General features: G+C 58.2%; 24 protein-coding genes and 4 pseudogenes. 11 read left to right on the forward strand and 17 right to left on the reverse strand.

The window, feature by feature from the left end; translation table 11 throughout:
- Positions 1-3: 3 nt before the first annotated feature.
- Positions 4-366 carry an NUDIX hydrolase gene (locus MO767_RS00720; protein ID WP_282478970.1) on the reverse strand — a complete coding sequence of 121 codons (363 nt, stop codon included), beginning with the start codon at positions 364-366 and terminating at the stop codon, positions 4-6.
- A gap of 211 nt (positions 367-577) precedes the next feature.
- On the opposite strand from MO767_RS00720, the gene MO767_RS00725 reads away from it, so the two are divergent.
- Positions 578-781 carry a DUF2188 domain-containing protein gene (locus MO767_RS00725; RefSeq protein WP_282478971.1) on the forward strand — a complete coding sequence of 68 codons (204 nt, stop codon included), beginning with the start codon at positions 578-580 and terminating at the stop codon, positions 779-781.
- Between the two features lie 58 nt (positions 782-839).
- On the opposite strand, the gene osmE is transcribed toward MO767_RS00725, so the two are convergent.
- Together osmE and MO767_RS00735 are read right to left on the reverse strand one after the other, a co-directional pair.
- Positions 840-1,196, reverse strand: a complete 357-nt coding sequence (osmE, locus tag MO767_RS00730) for an osmotically-inducible lipoprotein OsmE (protein WP_282478972.1) — start codon at positions 1,194-1,196, stop codon at positions 840-842.
- A 13-nt stretch (positions 1,197-1,209) separates the two neighbouring features.
- Positions 1,210-1,449, reverse strand: coding sequence for a hypothetical protein (locus MO767_RS00735; protein ID WP_149630398.1), 240 nt, complete (start codon positions 1,447-1,449; stop codon positions 1,210-1,212).
- 170 nt (positions 1,450-1,619) lie between these two features.
- Between MO767_RS00735 and MO767_RS00740 the strand changes: the two genes are divergently transcribed.
- Positions 1,620-1,838: a hypothetical protein gene (locus MO767_RS00740; protein ID WP_129443501.1), complete on the forward strand. Its 219-nt coding sequence runs from the start codon at positions 1,620-1,622 to the stop codon at positions 1,836-1,838.
- 70 nt (positions 1,839-1,908) lie between these two features.
- Entirely contained in the window at positions 1,909-2,244 is a 336-nt protein-coding gene (locus tag MO767_RS00745; RefSeq protein WP_282478973.1) for a hypothetical protein, read from the forward strand.
- Between the two features lie 3 nt (positions 2,245-2,247).
- On the opposite strand, the pseudogene MO767_RS00750 reads toward MO767_RS00745, so the two are convergent.
- Positions 2,248-2,430: pseudogene (locus tag MO767_RS00750) on the reverse strand (transcriptional regulator); the annotation flags it as partial.
- A 1-nt stretch (position 2,431) separates the two neighbouring features.
- Between MO767_RS00750 and MO767_RS00755 the strand changes: the two are divergent.
- The 4 genes and pseudogenes from MO767_RS00755 to MO767_RS00770 all read left to right on the forward strand — a co-directional run.
- Positions 2,432-2,752 (forward strand): annotated as a pseudogene (locus MO767_RS00755) (NAD(P)/FAD-dependent oxidoreductase); the annotation flags it as partial.
- A gap of 158 nt (positions 2,753-2,910) precedes the next feature.
- Entirely contained in the window at positions 2,911-4,200 is a 1,290-nt protein-coding gene (locus MO767_RS00760) for an FAD-binding oxidoreductase (protein ID WP_282478974.1), read from the forward strand.
- Between the two features lie 25 nt (positions 4,201-4,225).
- Complete coding sequence (locus MO767_RS00765) at positions 4,226-4,780, forward strand: XRE family transcriptional regulator (RefSeq protein WP_008154577.1); 555 nt, start codon at positions 4,226-4,228, stop codon at positions 4,778-4,780.
- Positions 4,781-4,804: 24 nt separating this feature from the next.
- On the forward strand, positions 4,805-6,151 hold the full coding sequence (locus MO767_RS00770; RefSeq protein WP_282478975.1) for a glutamine synthetase family protein: 1,347 nt from the start codon (positions 4,805-4,807) through the stop codon (positions 6,149-6,151).
- Between the two features lie 336 nt (positions 6,152-6,487).
- Here MO767_RS00770 and MO767_RS00775 read toward each other — a convergent pair.
- The 5 genes and pseudogenes from MO767_RS00775 to MO767_RS00795 all read right to left on the reverse strand — a co-directional run.
- Positions 6,488-7,507, reverse strand: a pseudogene (locus tag MO767_RS00775) (cytosine permease); the annotation flags it as partial.
- Positions 7,508-7,512: 5 nt separating this feature from the next.
- On the reverse strand, positions 7,513-8,190 hold the full coding sequence (locus MO767_RS00780; protein WP_282478976.1) for an isochorismatase family cysteine hydrolase: 678 nt from the start codon (positions 8,188-8,190) through the stop codon (positions 7,513-7,515).
- Between the two features lie 91 nt (positions 8,191-8,281).
- Positions 8,282-8,434, reverse strand: a complete 153-nt coding sequence (locus MO767_RS00785; protein WP_282478977.1) for a hypothetical protein — start codon at positions 8,432-8,434, stop codon at positions 8,282-8,284.
- A 63-nt stretch (positions 8,435-8,497) separates the two neighbouring features.
- Complete coding sequence (locus MO767_RS00790; protein WP_282478978.1) at positions 8,498-9,541, reverse strand: LLM class flavin-dependent oxidoreductase; 1,044 nt, start codon at positions 9,539-9,541, stop codon at positions 8,498-8,500.
- A gap of 102 nt (positions 9,542-9,643) precedes the next feature.
- Positions 9,644-10,129 (reverse strand): flavin reductase family protein, encoded by a 486-nt coding sequence (locus MO767_RS00795; RefSeq protein WP_128872071.1) that lies wholly within the window; start codon positions 10,127-10,129, stop codon positions 9,644-9,646.
- Between the two features lie 324 nt (positions 10,130-10,453).
- Between MO767_RS00795 and MO767_RS00800 the strand changes: the two genes are divergently transcribed.
- The gene (locus MO767_RS00800; RefSeq protein WP_282478979.1) at positions 10,454-11,860 is read left to right on the forward strand and encodes a cytosine permease; all 1,407 of its coding nucleotides are present in this window, start codon (positions 10,454-10,456) and stop codon (positions 11,858-11,860) included.
- A 164-nt stretch (positions 11,861-12,024) separates the two neighbouring features.
- Here MO767_RS00800 and MO767_RS00805 read toward each other — a convergent pair.
- The 4 genes and pseudogenes from MO767_RS00805 to MO767_RS00820 all read right to left on the reverse strand — a co-directional run.
- Positions 12,025-12,174: pseudogene (locus tag MO767_RS00805) on the reverse strand (glutathione-dependent formaldehyde-activating protein); the annotation flags it as partial.
- Positions 12,175-12,497: 323 nt separating this feature from the next.
- Positions 12,498-12,926: a hypothetical protein gene (locus MO767_RS00810; protein ID WP_282478980.1), complete on the reverse strand. Its 429-nt coding sequence runs from the start codon at positions 12,924-12,926 to the stop codon at positions 12,498-12,500.
- Between the two features lie 87 nt (positions 12,927-13,013).
- Positions 13,014-13,499, reverse strand: coding sequence for an adenosine-specific kinase (locus tag MO767_RS00815; RefSeq protein ID WP_282478981.1), 486 nt, complete (start codon positions 13,497-13,499; stop codon positions 13,014-13,016).
- A gap of 137 nt (positions 13,500-13,636) precedes the next feature.
- Positions 13,637-17,125, reverse strand: coding sequence for a hypothetical protein (locus MO767_RS00820; RefSeq protein WP_282478982.1), 3,489 nt, complete (start codon positions 17,123-17,125; stop codon positions 13,637-13,639).
- A 123-nt stretch (positions 17,126-17,248) separates the two neighbouring features.
- Here MO767_RS00820 and MO767_RS00825 point away from each other — a divergent pair, with 123 nt between their 5' ends.
- The 3 genes from MO767_RS00825 (at position 17,249) to MO767_RS00835 (ending at position 19,540) form a co-directional block, all read left to right on the forward strand.
- A complete protein-coding gene (locus MO767_RS00825) occupies positions 17,249-18,181 on the forward strand; it encodes a GlxA family transcriptional regulator (RefSeq protein ID WP_282478983.1) in 933 nt (310 codons plus the stop codon).
- 103 nt (positions 18,182-18,284) lie between these two features.
- Positions 18,285-19,253, forward strand: coding sequence for a nitrilase-related carbon-nitrogen hydrolase (locus tag MO767_RS00830; protein ID WP_282478984.1), 969 nt, complete (start codon positions 18,285-18,287; stop codon positions 19,251-19,253).
- A gap of 2 nt (positions 19,254-19,255) precedes the next feature.
- Entirely contained in the window at positions 19,256-19,540 is a 285-nt protein-coding gene (locus MO767_RS00835; protein ID WP_282478985.1) for a hypothetical protein, read from the forward strand.
- Positions 19,541-19,603: 63 nt separating this feature from the next.
- On the opposite strand, the gene MO767_RS00840 is transcribed toward MO767_RS00835, so the two are convergent.
- Genes MO767_RS00840 through MO767_RS00855 form a run of 4 tightly spaced genes read right to left on the reverse strand, consistent with a single transcriptional unit; the run spans position 19,604 to position 21,790 of the window.
- On the reverse strand, positions 19,604-20,302 hold the full coding sequence (locus MO767_RS00840; protein ID WP_282478986.1) for a dienelactone hydrolase family protein: 699 nt from the start codon (positions 20,300-20,302) through the stop codon (positions 19,604-19,606).
- Between the two features lie 37 nt (positions 20,303-20,339).
- Positions 20,340-20,963 carry a glutathione S-transferase family protein gene (locus MO767_RS00845; protein ID WP_282478987.1) on the reverse strand — a complete coding sequence of 208 codons (624 nt, stop codon included), beginning with the start codon at positions 20,961-20,963 and terminating at the stop codon, positions 20,340-20,342.
- A 50-nt stretch (positions 20,964-21,013) separates the two neighbouring features.
- Positions 21,014-21,529, reverse strand: coding sequence for a DoxX family protein (locus tag MO767_RS00850; RefSeq protein ID WP_201187607.1), 516 nt, complete (start codon positions 21,527-21,529; stop codon positions 21,014-21,016).
- A 57-nt stretch (positions 21,530-21,586) separates the two neighbouring features.
- Positions 21,587-21,790, reverse strand: coding sequence for a hypothetical protein (locus tag MO767_RS00855; RefSeq protein WP_282478988.1), 204 nt, complete (start codon positions 21,788-21,790; stop codon positions 21,587-21,589).
- Positions 21,791-21,822 lie beyond the last annotated feature (32 nt).

The raw sequence follows: 21,822 nt of genomic DNA on the forward strand, positions 1-21,822 counted from the left end.
AACTTATAGGCGACGCTGAAACGCTTTGATGATTCTGAGCGTGGCGTCGCTTGTGTTCAGGTTGTGGACCGCGTTCAGCGGATACCAGATGCAATCGAATATTTCGTTTTGCGGGCGGGCCTCATCCGCGTTCGCCACTGAGGCCTCGTACACATGGTGTCGGGTGCTGCCCGTTTGCAACTCCATCAGATACAGCAACCCGTCGACCCCAAGCCCTGTCTCTTCCTGAAGCTCTCGCGTGGCGGCGTCGGCAATGGCTTCGCCACGCTCAACCTTTCCGCCGGGCAGCATCCAGCGACTCCTTGGCTTGCGCACCAGGAGAATGTGCCGGTCCTGCTCGCAAATAACGGTCGCGCGTACTTTCATGTGTTACCTGATTGCCGTTTGTCATGAAACAGTCATAAAAATGCAATATTCGAGCCGAGGCGCCTGTCTCAAGGGTTGGAGTGATGGACGAAGTTGAAAGTGCAACCGGATGTCGGAACCCTGGCGCGACGTCTGGTCCGCACTTCATGGAAGGTCGGGTGTAAGGTATTCAAGTGAATCCAGGATCAACACTGCCGAAATGGAGGTGACTATGAGCGTTCCGATGCTGACCAAAATGCACATGAACGGTTATGACGTACTCAGCGTGAACAACGGCCCATGGCGGGTGTGCACCAAAGGTGACCGGCTTGGAGCCTTTGGCAGTAGAGAGGAAGCATTGGCCTTTGCGGCCGCTCTTCCCGGCTACAAGACCAGAGCAAGTAGGCCTGCACGCAGCCAGAAGTCAGATAAATAGCGCACTTGCAGCCCCGGTTCGCCGGGGCTTTTCTTTGGTTGGGCGCTGAGGTCCGGGGCTAATAACCCCCACCACCACCGGTACTGCGGGAGGGCTCGCGGGCTTTTTGCTGCGCGTTACTCCATTCCGCGCAGGTCATGAAACTTTTATGGTCGACCTTGCCCCTGCCATCGAAACTGACGTTGTACGTCTGCTGATGGCCGGCCTGCGTCAGCTTGTAGTCAAAGCAAGTGCCAGGCTCAACGGTGCGATCCGTTATGGATAAAGGCTGGCCGCCAATCTGCTGGACTTGATCCTTGCTCATGCCGGTCTCGACCTTTGCGACCAACGGCTGATCCCGGTAGACACGCGATTCGGTGCTGCAGGCACCCGAAGCGGCCAGTGCAACGACCAGCGCGCATAGAGCCTTGTGCATCCCAGTGCTCCTGCTATTGAGCTTTCGTTCGAGTGATAATCTTGGCTTTCACTTCCTCGGCATAACCCTTCAGTCGTTCTTCATCTCCCTGAAACAACTCGCACAGCTTTAGGGTTGCTTGCGCATCCACATCGTTGCCGGCCAGGCGTAGCTGCTCTGCGATGCGCAAAAGCTCTACCGCTGACCATCTCAAATCCGACGCAACGCTTTGCAGGTTACGCCGAAGTTCGTTTTCAGATTCGTTAAGCCACATGATGACCTCCTGCCAATCTCTGCTACGAAATTTTAGTCCCATTTCCCGGGTCAGGGCGTTTTGTTCGTCTGAGCCGTTGGTGCAGCCTTTTGTCGGGAAAATGAACGCGAATCCGTAGATCTGATGTCTTAGTGAGGTAGTGACATTTCGCTAGGGCGAGGCAACTTCAAATGACGGCTACTGATGACTTTAGATTTCATGCCCATGAGCTGATGGTTGATCTGGACGCGGCCACCACGGAAATGATGAAACTGATCTCTGCACATCAGTTGAGCGGCCCGGAATGGGAGCGGGTCACTCAATGGCAGCATGAAGCGTATGAAAGATGGATGACTTATCTGAACGAGAGGTCGTATCCGGATCCCGGAGATCACAACGCCCCTTGCTGAGTTCAGTGCAATGGATGGATGTCTGGACAGCGACGCGCTACATTCCCCTTTTTCGGGATAAGGAAGCGTCATGCGCAAATTGATTGGGGGAGTAGGGTTGGCGTTGCTGGCGGGCTGTTCGTTGCCCGCGTCCCTGGTGCCAGGTGAGCCCAATCTCAGCAAGTACAGCAACAAGGCGCCTAAAGACTATGCCGCGTGCGTTCTGCCGGCCTGGCAGCGGGAGATACCCCATACCACCCAATCGGCGATTTCCAATGGCTACAGGGTCACGGCGCCGAGCATCATCACGGCCGACGAGATCGTGGACATCGTGAAATCCAAGGATGGCAGTCACGTATCGCTTTATCAGGGGCCGCCTTGGGCGAAATCCGGGGTGTTGCGCCAGGCAGTGCGTGATTGTCTGTAAGGTTTAGTCGGTGATATTGGTCACCTGGATGATCGGGCCGTCGCTTGCCGGAGTGCTCGCACTGGTTTTCTTTTCCCGACGATCGTTCATCCAGTTGTCCACCTGAGTATTGAATTGTGCCGGCGCTTTTCGTCCGACTTTCCTGGCGAGATCAAGAATGGTCTGCTGGGCGAGGGCGTCTTCCATCGCCGCCAGCGATGACATCGGCAACTTCGCACTGATGACCTGCCAGCACGCTATCTCGCTGGGTCGTCATGCCGGCAACAACGTTGCCGCACAGATTCTGGGCGTGGACCCGACCCCGTACAGCCAGCCTAAATACGTGACCTGTCTGGATCTGGGTGCCTGGGGAGCGGTCTACACCGAAGGTTGGGACCGGCAGGTGAAATTGATCAAGGAGGAAGCCAAGGCGTTGAAGACCCAGATCAACACGATGTGGATCTACCCGCCCGCGGCTGATCGTGTCACTGCGCTGGCTTCGGCGGATCCGATGATTCCTGTCGCCTGAAACGTCGGCAGCGTTGCTTCGATAACGCTGCCGCTTAGAAAAAATCCCGCCCGGGTTTTCCTGGGCGGGATTTTTTTTGTGCCTTGACCGGTTGCTGTTGTGAAATTTAACGTGTACTTTTTCATGAAAATATAAGTATAAAAATTCACGAGGCCTGCATGTTCCAGCAATCTACCCAGCACGTCGCCAGCTATTACGCCCACACCTGCGCCGATCGCTTGGTGGATCGAGCTGTTCTTGAGGGCGAGCAGGATACCGAAGTGTTGATCATCGGGGCTGGCTTCAGTGGGTTGCATACGGCGTTGCGCCTGGCCTTGGCCGGTAAGCGCGTGACGTTGCTCGAAGCCAGTCGGGTGGCCTGGGCCGCCTCGGGGCGCAATGGCGGTCAGGCGATTCTCGGTTGGTCGTGTGACATGCCACCGTTGGAGGCAGCGCTGGGTTATGAGCGCGCTCGCCAGTTGTGGGACAGCATGCGCTGGGCTGCACGGGAGTTACGAGATTTGCCCGCCCGCCATGGTTTTGATTGTGACTATCGGCCCGGCCACCTCTGGACGTCGGTGATGCCGCGTCGGGTGAGTCTATTGACAGACTGGCAACACGAGGCCAGCCACAAGTGGGGCCACGATGGTTTGCAGTTGATTTCGCGCGAGGCGTTGCCTGATTGGGTCGCCAGTGAGCGTTACCAGGCAGGGCTGTTTGATCCTGAAGGCGGGCATTTGAATCCGCTGAAACTGGCGCTCGGCCTAGCCGCTGCGATTGAACAGGCTGGTGGACGTATTCATGAACAGAGCAAGGCATTGAGTTATCACGAAGAAGGCGATCGTTACGTGGTCACCACTGAGCGCGGTCGCATTCGCGCTGACGTGCTGGTGCTGGCGTGCAACGCCTACCTTGATCGGCTCGATCCGAAGCTTTCGAGTTGCGTGTTACCGGTTGGCACTTATCAGGTGGCCACCGCGCCACTTTCAGAGCAACAGGCGACCGCGCTGCTACCCAGCAATGTGTGCGTCACCGACAACCAGTTTGTCCTCGATTATTTCCGCCGCACGCCGGACAACCGCCTGCTGTTCGGTGGTGGTTGCACTTACCTGGGCGGCATGCCGAAGGACATCGCCGCTGCGACACGGCCCTATCTGGAGCGCGTGTTTCCCCAGCTCAAAGGCGTCGAACTGGACTTTGCCTGGGGAGGTCACATCGATCTGACCCTCAAGCGCACGCCTGACATCGGTCGACGTGGCGATCTGTACTGGCTACAGGGTTACTCAGGTCATGGCGTGCTGCCGACTTTGGCCGGGGCGCGCGCCGTGTCCGACGCGATACTTGGCCAGCCGGATGAGCTGGTGTTGTACCAGGGTTTGATCAACGGCAGTTTTCCCGGTGGAAAGTATTTGGCAGCACCATTGGAAGCCATCGGCAAGGCCTGGTATCGGCTGCGCGACTGTATTTGAAGCATCAATTTCTGGAAGCCTTTAGATGGACATGCAAGAAGAAATCTCGGCACTGGCGATCCTGATTCAGGACCTGCGCAAACACAAAAAATACACGTTGAAAGAGCTGGCGGACAAAATCGGTCGTTCGGTCGGCTTTCTCTCGCAAGTCGAGCGGGGGTTGTCACGTCCCACGGTGGCGGACTTGACCGCCATCAGCGAAACCCTCGGCGTGCCGACCACCTATTTCTACAGCTTGCCCAAGCCCATGGCATTGCCTTGGGTGACGCGTCCGGATGAGCGACGCACGCTGTATTACGCCGACGGGATTACCGACATCCTCGTCTCTCCGAAGATGAGGGCGTCCTTTTCAATGCTTGAAAGCCAACTGGAGCCTGGCGCCAGCAGTGGTGATCGGCACATGAACGACAGCTCGGAGCAGGGTGGCTATGTCCTCGAGGGTGAGCTGACGCTGTGGCTGGATGACGATAAACCGGTGACATTGCGCACCGGCGACAGTTTTCAATTGGCCAGTCACACACATTGTCGCTACGGCAACCTCTCGGATCAGCTCGCCCGGGTGCTTTGGGTTTACACCTGATAAAAACAACAAGGAACACTAACGATGGATGCTGTCTGCTCTGATCTGGTTGCTGAGGTTCGCGCGTTTCGTCAGCGCTTCCCGCAGGTGCGTTACGTTGATCTGATTTCCCTGGATATCCCCGGGCATTTTTACGGTAAGCGCTACCCGATAGAAATGCTCGAGAAGGTCGCCGCCGGCAGCGCGCTCAAGCTGCCGCAAAACTGTGTGTTGCTCGGCACGCAGGGTGGCCTGTTCAAAATCGGCGACTACTGTTTCAACGACGGCGACCCGGATGCTCCGCGCCGCCTGGTACCCGGTACGCTAAAGCCCGTGAGCTGGGAAAAACAACTGCTGGGGCAAATGCTGATTACCTCAAGCGGTACTGAAAAGCCTATCGTTTTCGAGCCGCGTGAAGTGTTGGCTCAGGTGCTCGAGCGACTTGGCCGAAAAGGGATTTTCCCCGTAGTCGCGTTCGAACTGGAGTTCTATCTGTTCGATCGCCAGCTTCGTGACGGCTTGCCACAGTTCCCTCGCGATCATCTGACCGACGATGCCGATGATCAGCCGAATATGCACATCGAACGGCTTTCGAGATTTTCACCGGTACTCGATGACATGGTCGAGACGGCGCGGGCGCAAGGCATTGATGCCACGGTAATCACTGCGGAGCTGGGCCCGGGCCAGTTCGAGATCAATTTCGGTCACCTTGACGACGGTCTGCGTGCGGCCGACTGGGCGGCCCTGTTCTGCCGCAGCACACGGGGGGTGGCTCTCAAGCACAACCACCGCGCCAGCTTCATGGCCAAACCCTACTTGCAGCACCCCGGTAGCGGCATGCATGTGCATGTGAGCCTTTACGACGAGGCGGGAACCAACCTGTTGGCGGCTAACGGTCAGCAGGCGCTGCGCCATGCAGTGGCCGGTTGCCTTGAAGTGTTGCCGCATTGCATGCCGATCTTTGCACCGAATCACAACGCAATGCGGCGCTTGAGCGGCACGGTAAATGTCGCGACGCGCGCCAGTTGGGGCTTTGAAGATCGTGACGCCTGCCTGCGGGTGCCTGAGTCGGACGCCAAGAATCTGCGCATCGAACATCGCCTGGCGGGCGCGGATGCCAATCCTTATCTCGTGTTGGCGGCGATTCTGGTCGGGCTGGAGCAAGGGCTGGAAGTGGGTCGTGAACCGATTGCACCCCTCAACGAAGATCGTGGCAGCGGAATCGACTTCCCGCTGGAGATGCTGGAGGCCGTGCGTTCGATGCAAAACAATGCGCAGCTGCGCGAGGGGTTGGGGGCAGAGTTTGTGGATGTCTACTGCGAAAACAAGCGCCAGGACCATTTGGCGTTCCTGCAGGACATCAGCGCGAGGGAGTATCGCTGGTACCTCTAAATCAGTCCTTGTCGTTGCTCGCCCATATAAAATGTGTGGATATTTAATGAGTTAGACGTTTTAGTAACTGAATAGTTAACCAAAACATATTGTTACAGGCGGAAATATTAAGTAATATTCGCCCCGCGTTCACCACCACGGTTTATGCATTTTGAGTCCCAGGCGTCCATCAGCTGCCTGGGATTTTTTTTGCCTGAAATTCGGCTTTATTGATTCGAGCAGCACAACGCCGACCGTGACCGGCGTTGTGCTTCTCAGCGATTTACCGCGACGTTTGACCCACCATCGGCACTCGCTTGGCGAGTTTCATCAGCCAGTAGTAGCTGAGGGCGGGCAGAAGTTGATGAAGTCGTCCTGACTGATGGTGCACAAGGCTGTGGCCACCAGGCTGATCACCAGCATGAACAGGCCGCGTACCCGAGGCGTCACCTTAAGCCGGGCAAAGGGTTCGATCACGGTAATGGTCGACATGAAGGCGCCGTACAGGTTGAACACATTGATCGACACCTGGCCATAGACGATGAAGGCGAACAGCAGCAGCGCGCCGCTGCCAAACAGCCCGGCGACATGGCTGCCGACGTTGCTTGAAAAGTCGGTGATGCCGACGCTGAGGATCGCCCCGAGAATCATCATCCAGGCACCGCCGCTGACCGTCCCGGCATAGCCGTACCAGAACACCTTTGCGGTAGGCGTGCTGCTGGGCAGGTAACGCGAGTAATCGGCCACGTAAGGCGCATAGGACAGTTGCCAGGTCACGGCAATGCTCACCGCCACCAGAAACTTCGACAACGAGAAACCCGTTGGCAGCCACTGTTCGGCCGGAATCGGCAGCTGTAAGGCGAGCACCGTAGCGGCGATGAACACCAACAACGAAAGCAGCGACAGCACTTTCTGCAGGCGATGGATCAGGCGATAACCATAGAGCGCGACAACAAAGCACAACGCCCCGATCAGGTAGATATTGCCGGTGGCCGGCAACGGGCTGACGGACTCCAATGCCTGCGCGGCGAGCAAGGTGTTGCTGACGAAAAATCCCAGGTAGATCAGCATCACGAACAGCAGTGGCAACACCGCCCCCAGCACGCCGAATTGCGCCCGGCTCTGGATCATTTGCGGGATGCCGAGTTTCGGCCCCTGGGCAGAATGGGAGGCCATGAAAATCGCCCCCAGCAGCGAACCGATGATGATCGCCAATGCGCTCCAGAACAGATTGAGCCCCATCACCACTGGCAACACACCGGACGCGATGGTTGTGATGTTCATGTTGGCGCCGAACCAGATGAAAAACAGCGAGCCGGGCTGGCCATGGCGTTCAGTCTCAGGGATGAAATCGATGCTTCTTTTTTCGACTTGCATGGCGATTACTCCTGAGTCCGGACGAGGTGGGTTTGCAAACGGGCGATGGTGCTTTCCAGCTCATGGGGCTGGTGGGCGAACAGGTCCGGGTGCTCGGGGATCAGGCTGAGATACTCGCGATTGTCCAGTGCTCGCAGGCATTCGGCGCAGGTCAGGATCTCCAGGGCGTAGACCCAGTTGGCCATGATCAGCAGCGCTGAGTAATGTCCCGCCCGCGTGGTCGTGGTGCAGGCATCGCTGACCAGGCGAATGTGATAACCCAGGGCGAAAGCATCGAACACCGTGCTGAGTACGCAGACATCGGTCAGCACGCCGCAGACGATCAGGGTATCGACCCCGAGCGCCTTGAGTCGGGCATCCAGGTCGGTGCGATGGAAGGCGCTGTAACGGCCCTTGTCGATAATGAGTTCATCAGGCTGCGACGCCAGACGTTCGATGATTTCCACTTGCCGGGTGCCGGCGCGATAACTGCTCGGGCCGCCATCGGCCGCTCGTGGTTCGCCGCGCGGCAAATCACTGCCGTCGGCCTGATTGATGTGGCGGGTATAGATAACAGGCACCCGCTGACGGCGGGCAGTCTCGAGCAGGGCAGCGATGTTGGCCACCACGGTGTCGAAGTGTTCCAGGACGAAACCGTCCTCCTGTTGCATGTCGATGATCAACAGCGCGTTTTTATTGTTCATTGAGCAAACCTGATCATGGGCCGAAGCACAAAGCACCGGGCACGCCTCGCGATGATGAGACGTGGGTGCGTGAATTCCAGTTCGGATGGGCTCAGTGAACTATTTGCCAGAAACCGTTCTGCTTGGCAGTAACGCTGGCGCGCAGGCGCTTGAAATGCAGATGCGAAGCGGTCCATTCGCCGCGCAGATAAGCCTGCTCGGCGCCGGAGGGAAGGGCGAGTGATGGGCGGCGATCATTGATCATTGGAATCGACCCTACACGTCAGTCTGCCCCCCGGCTTCGCGTCCGAGGGGCAGGGCGGTGGACTCAGCGGAACGCCGGGACCACGTGTTTGATAAACAGCTCCAGGGATTTTTTCTTCTCCGCGTGGGGCAGGCTGTTATCGCACCAGAAGCTGAATTCGTCGACACCCAGTTCCTGGTAATACTTGATGCGCGGGATGATTTCTTCCGGGGTGCCAATCATGGCGGTCTTGTGCAGACTCTCCAGTTCGAACTCCGGACGAGCGGCGAACTTTTCTTCCGGGCTCGGCGCCAGGAAGCCATTGACCGGCACTTCCTTGTTGCCAAACCAGGCATCGAAGGTGCGATAGAACCTGGAGATCGCCTTGGCCCCGACTTTCCAGCCTTCCGGGTCATCGACCGCGTGGACGTGGGTGTGACGCAGCACCATCAGTTGCGGGCGTGGTACGTCCGGGTTGTTGTCCAGGGCAGTCTGGAACTTGTTCTTCAGGTCGAGGACTTCTTCGTCGCCCTTCATCAGTGGCGTGACCATGACGTTGCAGCCATTGGCCACGGCGAAGTTGTGCGAGTCCGGGTCGCGGGCGGCGATCCACATCGGCGGATTGGGCTTCTGGATCGGCTTCGGCACGCTGGTGGAGGTCGGGAATTTCCAGATATCGCCATCGTGGGCGTAATCGCCTTGCCACAGGGCACGCACCACCGGAACCATCTCGCGTAACGCCTGGCCGCCGGAGGAGGCAGGCATGCCGCCGGCCATGCGGTCGAACTCCACCTGATAGGCACCACGGGCCAGACCGACTTCCATGCGACCGTTACTGATCACGTCCAGCAGCGCGCATTCGCCGGCGACCCGCAGCGGGTGCCAGAACGGCGCAATGATGGTGCCGGCGCCGAGGTGAATGGTGGTGGTTTTGGCGGCCAGGTAGGCCAACAGCGGCATCGGACTCGGCGAGATGGTGTATTCCATGGCGTGGTGTTCGCCGATCCAGACGGTGCTGAAACCGCCGGCTTCGGCCATCAGGGTCAGTTCGGTCAAGTCTTCGAACAGCTGGCGGTGGCTGACGCTTTCGTCCCAACGTTCCATGTGCACGAACAGGGAAAACTTCATGACGCTTACCTCGGATCTTTTATTGTTGGCCTGTCGATCGGGAGTCGGCTGGCTGATTATTGGAGTATCGAAATTCGCACTATGCGCAAAATATTATCTGGATCAGGCGAGTACGGGCAGGGCGCCCATCTTGCCGTGGCAATACACCAGTGGCCCGGCGTTGTGCTGGGGCACGATCAGGTTCTTCACCGCGCCGACCATGATCGCGTGGTCGCCCCCTTCGTATTCGCGCCACAGCTCGCATTCGATCACCGCCGTGGCGTTAGCCAGAATCGGGTTGCCCAGCTCGCTCAAGGTCCATTCGATGCCTTGCGCCTTGTCTTTGCCTTTGCGCGCGAAGGCATAGGCTTCGCTCTGCTGGCCGCCAGACAGGACGTGAATGGCAAAGCGTTTGTTCTTGATCAGTACGGGATAGGAGTCGGAGCTGTAGTTGGGGCAGAACAGCACCAGGGCCGGGTCCATGGACAGCGAGCTGAAGGCGCTGGCGGTCAGGCCGACGATTTGGCCGTCGTCATCCAGCGTGGTAATCACAGTCACCCCGGAAGGAAACGAACCCATCACTTGTTTGTAGATGGCGGCATCGATCATGGGACGGTCCTCTGGCGGTGTAATGCGGGTTTTATGTGTTTGTAGGTCTGATGGTATACCGTAATACATAGTTTGCAAGGGCTTTTTTTTTGACCCGATAAACGTACGCCTTCGCTCTTTAAGTCAATGTTTACGGGGCTTTTCGCTAGGTTGTGGGCACGTTTATGCAGTGTGATTGCGGATCAGATGGGCTCTCAAAGACCGGATCAGTCTTGTTAAAAACTTGGAATACCATAATATGGCCTGCATCTGAGGGGCGGCCAAAGAGCTCCCCCGGTTTGGCTTCGTACAACTATAAGATCAGACAAACTAGAGTTCATGCACATGTCCCAGATGTCCCGGCAAGACCCCCTGATCGAGAATCACACGGTCGACTACGTCCCACTCGCGGAACGCCACGGGAAGGCCCGCGACCTTTTCACTTTATGGTTCAGTACCAACATTGCACCGCTGCCCATCGTGACCGGCGCCATGGTGGTTCAAGTGTTCCACCTCGACCTGTTCTGGGGGCTGTTGGCGATTGCGCTCGGGCATATGGTCGGTGGTCTGGTGATAGCCCTGGCGTCGGCTCAAGGTCCGCGCATGGGGATTCCGCAGATGGTGCAGAGTCGCGGCCAGTTCGGCCGTTATGGTGCGCTGCTGATCGTGTTCTTTGCGGCGATCATCTACATCGGCTTTTTCATCTCCAACATCGTCCTGGCCGGCAAGTCCATTGTCGGCATCGCGCCTTCGGTTCCGGTGCCGGCGAGCATCGTTATCGGCGCCCTGAGCGCCACCGCGATCGGGGTGATCGGTTACCGCTTCATTCACACCCTCAATCGCATCGGGACCTGGGTCATGGGCAGTGCCTTGCTCGCCGGCTTCCTTTACATCTTCGCCCACGACCTGCCGGCGGACTTCTTCACTCGGGGCGGTTTCAACCTGTCAGGCTGGCTGGCAACGGTGTCGCTGGGAATCATCTGGCAGATCAGCTTCTCGCCTTATGTGTCGGACTACTCGCGTTACCTGCCGGCGGATATAGGGATCGCCCGTCCATTCTTCGCCACGTATCTGGGCGCGACCCTGGGCACCATTCTGTCGTTCACTTTTGGCGCGGTGGCGGTGCTGGCCACTCCGGAAGGCACCGAAGCGATGGCGGCAGTGAAGCAGTCCACCGGTTGGCTGGGGCCGATCCTGATGGTCCTGTTTTTGCTCAACATCATCAGCCACAACGCTTTGAATCTGTATGGCGCGGTGCTGTCGATCATCACCTCGATCCAGACCTTCGCCAGTCAGTGGACACCGAGCATCAAAGTGCGTGTGATGTTGTCGAGTATTGTGCTGGCGGGTTGCTGCATAGTCGCGTTGGGTGCTTCGGCGAATTTCATCTCGCAGTTCATCGGGTTGATTCTGGCGCTGTTGCTGGTGCTGGTGCCTTGGGCGTCGATCAACCTGATCGATTTCTACCTGATCAAGCGCGGCCATTACGATATCGCCTCGATCTTCCGTGCAGACGGCGGGATTTACGGGCGTTTCAACCTGCATGCGATCGTTGCGTATTTCATCGGGATTATCGTGCAGCTGCCGTTTGCCAATACGTCGTTGTATGTCGGGCCGTACGCCAATCTGGTTGAAGGTGCGGACCTGTCGTGGTTGGTGGGGTTGGTGGTGACTTGTCCGTTGTATTACTGCCTGGCGACGCGTGGACAGGCGCAAGAGAGCAAGGCCGCGAAACTGGGTTACACAAACTAGCGCCCGACTTGAGCTCGTCTGGAATGCCCGGCCTCTGCCGGGCATTTTAATTTGTGGGAGGTTGTGTGTGTATCCGTTTCTTCGGTAATGGCTGATTACGGTTTCGCTTTTACAGCGAGTCACTTTGGAAGAGCCCCAAAGTAACCAAAAGGCTTTGCCCCTCAGCCGCACGCGTGGTTATGCAGAGTTCGTGCGTCGATCTTGACCTCAACCTTGTCGGTCGCACACAGGCATTGCAGGGTGCCACCTGTGAAATTCGCGGCAGTGGGTTGGATACCATTGACCAGTGCAGGGTGAAGTTGCAAGGTGCTCATGCTGGCGTCTCCGTTTCAGGGTGTCAGACAAAAGTGCCTGGGCCGTGCCCCAGACCGGTAGTTCATCGGAACTCGATGACGGCGCGGATAGATTGGCCTTCATGCATCAGATCGAACCGCGGCGGATTTCGAAAAGGACACAGTGCATAAACGAGTGACCTCCTTCGGTGCGACCGGTCGGTTACCCAGATCAAGAATAGTCTGCGATGACGCCTCGAGCGCGGCTCGGGCCAGTGCATGGACATGTGAAGGCAAAGCGGCACGTTTTGCGATTACCCACTATCGGTGGTGTGGCGTGCGAAACAGGCCGGAACTGTCTGGGCTCAACGTGCATATTCAACGTAGGGGCCCAAGTAGAAACCTTGCGTATCCCAGTTGATTCGATAAATCACTTCTTTCCCTGGCTTGATGTTGGCTGCGACAGTTTTGATCGCGACACCCGCACATAATCCAGACTCGGCGAGCCCGGTGCCGAGGTTCACTTCACCGGCAGGCAAAACGAAAGATGCCTTTTGACCGGGACCTATCTTGGCTGCGCGCTGACCATCAATGTAGAACACGATGTCACATCCCGAACCGTCAAAGCCGTCATCACGGAGAACGGTCAGGCGTCCCGGATCGTTCGTATCCTGGCTTTTGAACGCGTACATCGCATTGGCCGGCACAGGCCGCGCTTCAGAAACCCGCATAGGTGACGTTGCGCAACCGCACAAGGCCAGCAAGAGCGCCCCCGTTACGATAATTCTTCGCATAATTTTCCCCGCCAAAAAGCCTCTCGGGCGCAAGGTGTGAGGCGCTGAACGGTGTGGTGTTCAGCGCCCGGTTGTAACGGAAGGTGCTCAAAGCTTGTAGCCGATCTGCCGCAACAGGTTCTTGCGCCAAACGATGTCTTCCTCGCCTTCAATGCCACGGGCACAGAAGCCATCCACCACCCCCAGAATCGCTCGCCCTTGATCTGTCTCGGCGAGAATCACCTCAGTCGGGTTGGCCGTTGCACAAAAAATGCGGCACACCTCTGGAACCATTTTGACGGCGTTCAACACGTTTACGGGATAGAAGCCATCGTCGAGGACAATGATGAAGCTATGGCCCGCACCGATGGCTTGGGCATTGCTCCGGGCCAGTTCGATCATGGCGGCATCGGTGCCAGACCAGCGCACCAGGCATTTGCCGGAAGCTTCGCAAAAGGCCACGCCAAAGCGGATACCTGGCACGGCATTGACCAACGCTTCGTGGATGTCCTCGACGGACTTGATGAAGTGCGTCTGACCCAAAATGAAGTTCGTCGCTTCCGGTTTATCGATTTTCAACGTGATGAGTTGCATCTCGAACGCCTCCTTTCACGATGTCGTTACTCTTCAGCCTAGCGTGAGAACGAACCGGGTGTTGAGCATCGATGCGTTTGATACTTGAACATACAAAGCGCCCGTTTCGGCCGTGGGAAATGTAATACCCGTTGCTGCTAGAACTTCGCATAGTTCAACGCATCGACGATGGCCGAGCCGCCGATGCCGGTCAGTGACAGCAGCAGCGCCCGGATCAGCGGGTCTTCAGCGTAACGTGAGAACGCGCCGGTGCTGAGCGTCGCGACCCGCTCACGGATCATCTTGAACTTGCCGTAGCAGGCCGTCGTTTCAGGTGTTTGCAGCAGGTAGGCGTCAAGTCGTTGTAGTGCAAGCGTGCGGGATTTTTCCGCGGCACGGCGCAGCGATAGCGCTGCGACCAGCAGTACCAGCGCCGTCAGCAGGTAGGAAATGACCAGGCTGGGCGGTGTCGGCCAGTTATCGAACAGGCTGCTGCGCGATGCGAACAGGATCAACATGACCACCGTCGGCGCATAGATCAGACGGTTGACGGCCGAGGTGCGCTTGGCGATCAGTTGCAAATCCACCCACTCGTCGATACACGGGTGCCGAAGCATGCCAAAGGTCTTCTTGTGCTCCATCTGCAACGTGCCTGGCCAGATCGCATGATGTTCGCTGAGATGGCGGATGAATCGCGTCAGCAGCAGGTTGGCATCCATGACCCAAAACACCAGCACCTGGAAAATCAGGGAAGGGATCAGCCAACTCATCATCCACCACATCGATTCGCCGCGAACGGGCATGCCCTCCATGGGCCAGATGACAAACAGCACGCTGGTGACCACGACATAAACCCACGTGGCGAGCATGGCCCGCAGCATTCGGGCGCCGAAGGAGCCGCAGACGCAGTGCTCACCCCAGAAACGTGCGATGACGATCATCTTGCGCCCGTCCGTGCAAGTGACCTGTGCCGGTGCGCAGGACTTTGACCATTCGTCGCTGGCGGTCAGCAGCGGGAAGAAAATCTTCAGCAGGCAGTGCCCCAGTTCGTTGCACCAGTGACGAAACGTCCAGCCTTTACCCCGGCGAATCAAGCGTCGAACCTGTCCCCACAGAGTCATCTCGTATTTGCGCATGTGCAGGCGCAAATGGTACGTGGCTTCGATCTCGGTCCGGTTAATGCGCAGGTTGCGCCAGCCCCATGCCAGTGCCGAGAGGGAGATCAGCACCGCCAGCAGCCGCAGTGCCACGGTTGGCCAGGCACTGATGCCTTCAAACAGAAACATCGGTTCACCCAGTCCGTTGTCCGTCAATGTGCTGCGCATCTGGTACGCCAGCATCAGCGCGAGGATGAACATGACAAGAGGGACCACGATGTACCACGCCCGGGAGTCGTATAAGCCCGTGCCCATGCTGGCTGTCGAGTCCTTGGCCATCGCCAGTTGCCTCGCGGAGCGCCGGGTCAGGTTCGAGGAAATGATCCCCAGCAATATCAGCACGAACGTGAACCAGAGAAACTCCGCATGCCAGAACCGCGTGGCGATGAATGCGCAGGCCGCCGCCACCATGAACAGCGTCATTGGCACGCCGCGAACCCAGGCCAATCGTGCGTCATGCTCAGCTTTGGGACCCTCGATCCGCCACCAGACGATGAACCCTCCGAGTACCAGCAAGGTGACGGTCAGTGGCCCGGCCCAGAAGAATGATTGGGCTTGCTTGAAGCGGTCGCGGATCGACTTGGAGGGTTCAGGGTAGGGCGGTGGTGAAGGATCTTGGAGGCAGCGCAGGGCCATAAGGTCGTGTGGGCGTACGCCCTGATCGGACTGCGATTGGGTCGGTGCTTCGCAATTAGCGGGGCGTGAGGCGGTCAACCGGCTCGCCAGGGGAATGAAGCCGCTGATCCCCACTTCATAGATGCCCGGCGACAGCAGCTCCGATTTGGAATAGTCGAACTTCGCGCGCTTGGCATCGTAGGATTGCGGCGCCAGCGCCGCCAGCACCGAGATGAACACCGCGCTTTGCAAGCTGTCGCGGAACGGCGGCACGTCCTGTTGCAGTGCGCGTGTCAGCGTGAGTCCGTAGGGGGCGGCGAGTATCAGGTTGCGCGTGGTTTGTGCCTGGCCCCGTTGCAACATGCGGGCATCGAGGTCGGTGGAAAAGTACAGTTTGTACGGCATCCGGCTCTTCAGCGCTTGCAGCACCAGGAGCTTGTCGTAGGCATCGACGCCCAGTACGCCAATCGCGCCAATGCCGCTTTCGCCGTTGCGTCGATAGGCCGCGTCCTCGCTGGCGATATGGTCGGCGAGGCGCCGCAGGTAGTCGAGTTGGGAGTTGCCGTCGGATTTCTCCAGTGGACTGAGATCAAGTGGGGTAGGGTCTTTGTTTTTACCGGGATCGGTACTGGCGCTCTTGTCGTTGCTCGCGGATTCTTCCGGGAGGCGTCCGTCCAGGCCGCGCAGATAGCTGAAGCGCAAAATCCACTGATCGACCACATCCCGATGGTTTTTTTCGTCACTGCCCAGGCGGGCATCCCTAGCCACCTGTGTCTTGAAGCTCTCGATCAGTGCGCGGCTGTAGAAACTGTCCCACTCGGAAATCAACGCGATACGGTGACCGCTGCGGCGAAGGTCTCGGGTGCACGGTGAGCCGATCCGTTGCAGCTTGTCTTCGCTGCAACGCACGCCCGTGGCCGGATCCACGCGGCGCAACTTCAGCTCTTCCAGCATCAGTTGCGTCATGGTGCCGTCGTCGCTGACGGTGCGCAGCAACTTCATGGATTGTCTGCTCGCAAGCGGTGGTGAAAGCTTTTGGTACCCGCGATCCAGCGTCTCGTTATCGGCCGTGGCCAGTGGGGAGTAGATTTCGACCTTCGGCGTGGCCTTGCCGATGTCCTGGTCCTGGAACATGTCGCGCAGGACGGTTGAAGTAGAAGGGCCGATGACCTTCAGGACAGCCGTGTCGGGTGGCTCGGAACACGGTTTTGGAGCGCACGCCAAAGCTACTTTGGTTTTCAGGGTCTCGCGCAACGTTTCGAGCAGCTGCAGCGGCGTTGAGCCGAGCGCGTCCTGTTTGAACCAGAACACGATCGTTCGGTCAGGCGGCGGTGGCGCGCCCTCAAGTGCTGTCGGTGGATCGAAGGGGTTGGAGACGAACACTTCATAGGGCGCGTCGACGAAAGCGGTTTTCTGCGGGGTATCCAGCGACAGGTTGGCGGCGAGTCTCAAGCAATGGATGTACTGCTCCTGATCCGGCACCCGGTGGGAATTCTTGAACCCTGCGAGCAGCGCATAACGAATACGCCGGCGCCGTTCGACTTCGTCGGCGTAAGGGCCGCCTTCGACCAGCGCCACCATGATGTCGGGCGCCGGTTTGTCGCCGGACAGGGGAGAAATGGCCGGGCTGCAAACCTGCTCGGCATCCGGGTTCTTGCTGTCCGTGAGCTTCTTGCGATAACGCTCGACCGCGTCGAAAGGGTCTTGCCATAACCGGGCTTCGATGGGCAGTTGCGCCTGGAACTGTGCGCCGATCGGCCGCGGTTCAAGGAACGGTTCGCGGTTGAGGGCGAACATCGATACCACCAGACTCAGGATGACCGCACTGCCTGGCAGCCAGAAGGCCAGGTTAGTGCCAGAACCCTTGTTGTCCATGGCCTGTGCCTCTTGTTCTCGGCCAACTGATTACACTTATGTATAGACCCATTAAGGGCATACAGTGCAAAGTCGATGGCCGTAAATATGTTATGCCACCTTTAAGGTCAAAGAGGTCGCCGAATGCACACCATTGGACTCATCGTTTACCCCGGGTTTCAGGTGTTGGGCCTGGCCATGTGCGCCACGTTCGAGTTGGCCAACATGGCCACCGACGAACCGGCGTACAACATTGCCTTGCTGTCCGAGCGCGGCGGTACGGTGCAGACCTCCGCCGGGTTTGGTGTGGAAACCTCGGCGTTCGACCAGCGCTCGTTCAACACGCTGTTGGTGATGGGCGACAACCTGATCCGTCCGGTATCACCGGGCATGGTGGCGTTTTTGCGCAACGCCAGCCGGACCACCCGGCGTCTGGGCTCGATTTGCACCGGCGCGATTGCGCTGGCCGAAGCCGGTTTGCTCGATGGGCGGCGCGCGACCACGCACTGGTGCCATGCCCCGGCGCTGCAGAAGGCGTATCCGAAGGTGAAGGTCGAGGAAGACCGGATCTTCATCAACGACGGCAACATCTGGACGGCTGCGGGCATGAGCGCTTGTGTCGATCTGGCATTGGCGCTGGTGGAAAAGGATCTGGGCGCGGAAGTGGCGCGGCGGGTCGCCCGGCAATTGGTGGTTTACCACCGGCGCGCGGGAGGGCAGTCGCAGTTTTCGGTGATGCTCGAACTGGAGCCCAAGACCGATCGCATCCAGGCCGCGTTGGCCTATGCCAAGCAGAACCTGAAATCCGCGCTGTCGGTCGAGGAATTGGCTAACGCCGCCAACCTCAGCCCTCGGCAATTCAGCCGTGTGTTCCATGCCGAAACCGGCCAATCACCGGCCAAGGCCATCGAAAACCTGCGGGTTGAAGCGGCGCGTCTGATGATGGAAACCGGTCGGCACCCCATCGACGTGGTGGCGACTGATACCGGTTTTGGCGATCGGGAGCGGATGCGTCGGGCGTTTATCCGGGCATTTGGGCAACCGCCGCAAGTGATTCAGCGAGCCAATCGAGGCTGATGTTCGTTACGTCCTAAAAGGTGGTGTATACGACATTTAAGTCTAAATATTATTGGCGTAATTTGATCTCGTCGAAGTCCACTCCCTCAATGAGATCGCCGCCATGACCATCGTTAAAGCCGCTGCTGTCCAGATCGCACCTGTTCTCTACAGCCGTGAAGGCACTGTAGAAAAGGTCGTTAACAAGATTCGTGAACTCGGCGAGAAAGGCGTGCAGTTCGCCGTTTTCCCCGAAACCATCGTGCCGTACTACCCATACTTCTCCTTTGTACAGTCCCCTTTCAAAATGGGGGCCGAGCACTACAAATTGCTGGATCAGGCTGTGGTTGTACCTTCTGCGACCACCGATGAAATCGGCAAAGCGGCCAAAGAAGCCAACATGGTGGTTTCCATTGGCGTCAACGAGCGCGATGGCAGCACCTTGTACAACACTCAGTTGCTGTTTGATGCTGATGGCACCTTGATTCAGGCACGTCGCAAGATTTCGCCGACCTATCACGAACGCATGATATGGGGCATGGGCGACGGTTCTGGTCTGCGCGTCACCGACAGCGCGGTAGGGCGTATCGGTCAACTGGCCTGCTGGGAGCATTACAACCCGCTGGCTCGTTACGCTTTGATCGAAGACGGCGAACAGATTCACGCCTCGATGTACCCAGGCTCGTTCGCAGGTGCCTTGTTCACCCGACAAATGGAAGTCAGCATCCGCATGCATGCTCTGGAATCGGCTTGCTTCGTGGTTAACTCGACGGCTTGGTTGTACCCGGAACAGCAAGCCCAGATCATGGCCGACACCGGTTGCGAGATCGGTCCGATCTCCGGCGGCTGCTACACCGCGATCATCGATCCACAAGGTGAAGTCGTCGGTGCACTGACCGAAGGCGAAGGCGAAGTGATCGCTGACATCGATCTGTTCCAGATCGAAATCCGTAAACGTCAGATGGACGGCCGCGGTCACTACAGCCGTCCGGAAATACTGAGTCTTAACATCGACCGTACGCCTCATCGCCATGTTCACGAACGCACAGTTCAGCCGAAGCCGGCCGTCATTGCGCAACCGGAAGAGGTGTGATCATGAAAATCATGGCGATCGGAACACTCAAGACCCTGACCCCCGAGCAGCGCGTGGCTTACCTGCCCGCTGAAGTACCCGCGACGTTGCAGCTGTACCTGGATGGCAAGATGGAGCAGTTCTGGATGCGCGACAACGAAGCGGGGGTGATTTTCCTGATGACCGTCGAATCGGTCGAAGAGGCCGACAGGTTGCTCAAGGCACTGCCGCTGGGCGAGGTCGATCTGCTGACGTTTGAACTGATGCCGATCGGGCCGCTGAGTCCGCTGGGGATGCTGATCAAGTAAGCGTCGCACACAAAAAAGGCACCTTTATCGGTTGATGAAGGTGCCTTTTGCATTTGTGTGGCCTTACAGCTCCATGCCCAAAAAGATCAACGTATTGCCATGGGCCTCAGCTGCTGCGCGCTGGTTGTAGCTGTCGCGATGCGAGCAGTTGAAGCCGTGTTCGGCCTCCGGATACACGACAATTTCCACGTTATCGTTGGTATCGAAACGCTCGGCGATTTTCTCCACGGCTTCCAGTGGGATGTGGCTGTCCTGTTCACCGAAGTGCATCAGCAGCGGCACTTCGATTTCATCGGCGCGGTCCAGCTGGTTCTGAATCCCGCCGCCGTAATAGGCGATCGCCACGTCCACCAGCCCATTGGCGGCGGTGTGGTACGAGAGCAAACCACCGAAGCAGTAACCAATCGAGGCGATCCCGCCGTCCAGACCCGGCTGGGCTTTCAAGGCGTCGATGGCCAGTTCGATGTCGGTCTGTGCCTTGCCAACATCGGTGGCGTTCATCAACTCGACGGCACGTTTCCAGCCGGCCTCGTCGTAGCCCAGTTCTATGCGCTCGCCGCTGCGCCAGAACAGGTCCGGTGCGATCACCAGATAACCATCGGCGGCGTATTGTTCGGCGACCGAGCGGATGTGTTCATTCACGCCGAAGATTTCCTGGATCAGCACGATCCCCGGGCCTTTGCGGGTGTGTGGAATGGCCAGGTAAGCGCCAAATTTACCGTCGGCACTGTCGATCTCGATCCATTGGGTGGTCACGCTCATGGTGGCTCCTGTCTACACAAGTGAGTTGGGTTGAAGCTTATTTCGGCTGCGTGGCCTTGAAGCTTGGCAGAGACTGCATACGTTTCCACCATCCGTCGAAACCGTCCACCGAAAATACCTGCGGTGCATCCGGGGTCATGGCGATGTAGGCGCAGCCCGGCGCCAGGTAAAAGTCGCCGATGCTGGGTTCAAGACCTGCGATAAACGGATCGGTGCCTTTTATTTTCATCAGTTCGCGCAGCACCCGTTTTGAGTTCTCGATGCCTTTGCGGCGCGAGTCTTCATTCTGTCCGCCAATGAAGTCAGGAAAAAGATGGTAGCCGAACACTTGCACAAGGTTGCCGTAGCCATAGGAATCATAAATGCCCTGAGCCATGTGGGTGCGCGCACGGTCGTGGGCATTGTCAGGGGTGATGGATGGGCCTGGCAGGACTTCGTCCAGATAGGCCACGATCGCACCGGTTTCGATCACCCGGAACCCGTCGTGGTCGATGACCGGCACCTTGCCGAAAGGGTGACGCACCAAATGCTCTGGCAGGTGCGGCTCGCCTTTGATCACGTTGACCTGCACCTGGTCGAATTCGGCGTCTTTTTCCACGAGCAGCATCTTCACGGTGCGCACATAAGTACTGCCGTCAAAACCATAGAGGGTGAGACTCATGACGATTGCTCCACTATTGAACCGAGGGACGTTATCGAGTCCCTGGCGCTTTAGCGGTTATCGCGACGCCAGAAGACTCGAGCCAGCAGCGCATCGAGGCTGAGCTTGCCGGCACCGGAGAGCAACAGCGGCATAAAGGCCGCGAGGTAGATCAGCGGCAGTTTGAAGTTGCCGTGACCCTTGTTGCTGATGGCGTAACCCTGAGCAAGCTCACTCAATGTAGACCAATCGGCCGGCCAGTGAACGGCGGCGGTCGCGACGGCGGTGACGACGATCAAAATGATGGCCGAGATCCGCGTTCCCAGGCCGACCAGTATGGCCAGGGCGCAGATCAGTTCAGCCCACATCGACAGTTCCCAGTTCAGCGTGGTCGGCACGTGGTTGAAGGGAAACGGGAAGCTGTCCTGAATATCGGCGAACCAGTTCTCGCCATTGAATTTTTCCAGGCCTGATTCGAAGAACTCCCAGGCGAGGAACACCCGCAGAGTCAGCGGCGCGATCCAGCTGCCGGCACGGTCGAGGTTCAGGTGCAGGCCTTTCACGGCCGATGAGAGTGAGGTGGTCATGGGCTTGATCTCCGTTCAGACAGGGAAGTGGGGCAACGCGGTGCCCCACGCAAAGGGTTACTCGCTGGCGCCGCACTTGCCTTCGCCACATTTGCCTTCCGCCGGTTTTCCCGCGGTGTCGGCCTGGACCTGGCTGTAGCCGTGGGCCAGTTGTTTCATGCTGAACGCTTCGGACTCAGAGGCTGAAGCCACGTTGGACAGGGCCAGGCCGCCAGCGATGATGAGGCCGAGGGTCAAGGAAGAAGTCGAGAGCTTGAACATGGTGATACTCCGTAGCATTGAGTGAGTTGAGT

Origin of the sequence: Pseudomonas sp. UYIF39 (genome assembly GCF_029963765.1) — a bacterium.
Classification (GTDB): domain Bacteria; phylum Pseudomonadota; class Gammaproteobacteria; order Pseudomonadales; family Pseudomonadaceae; genus Aquipseudomonas.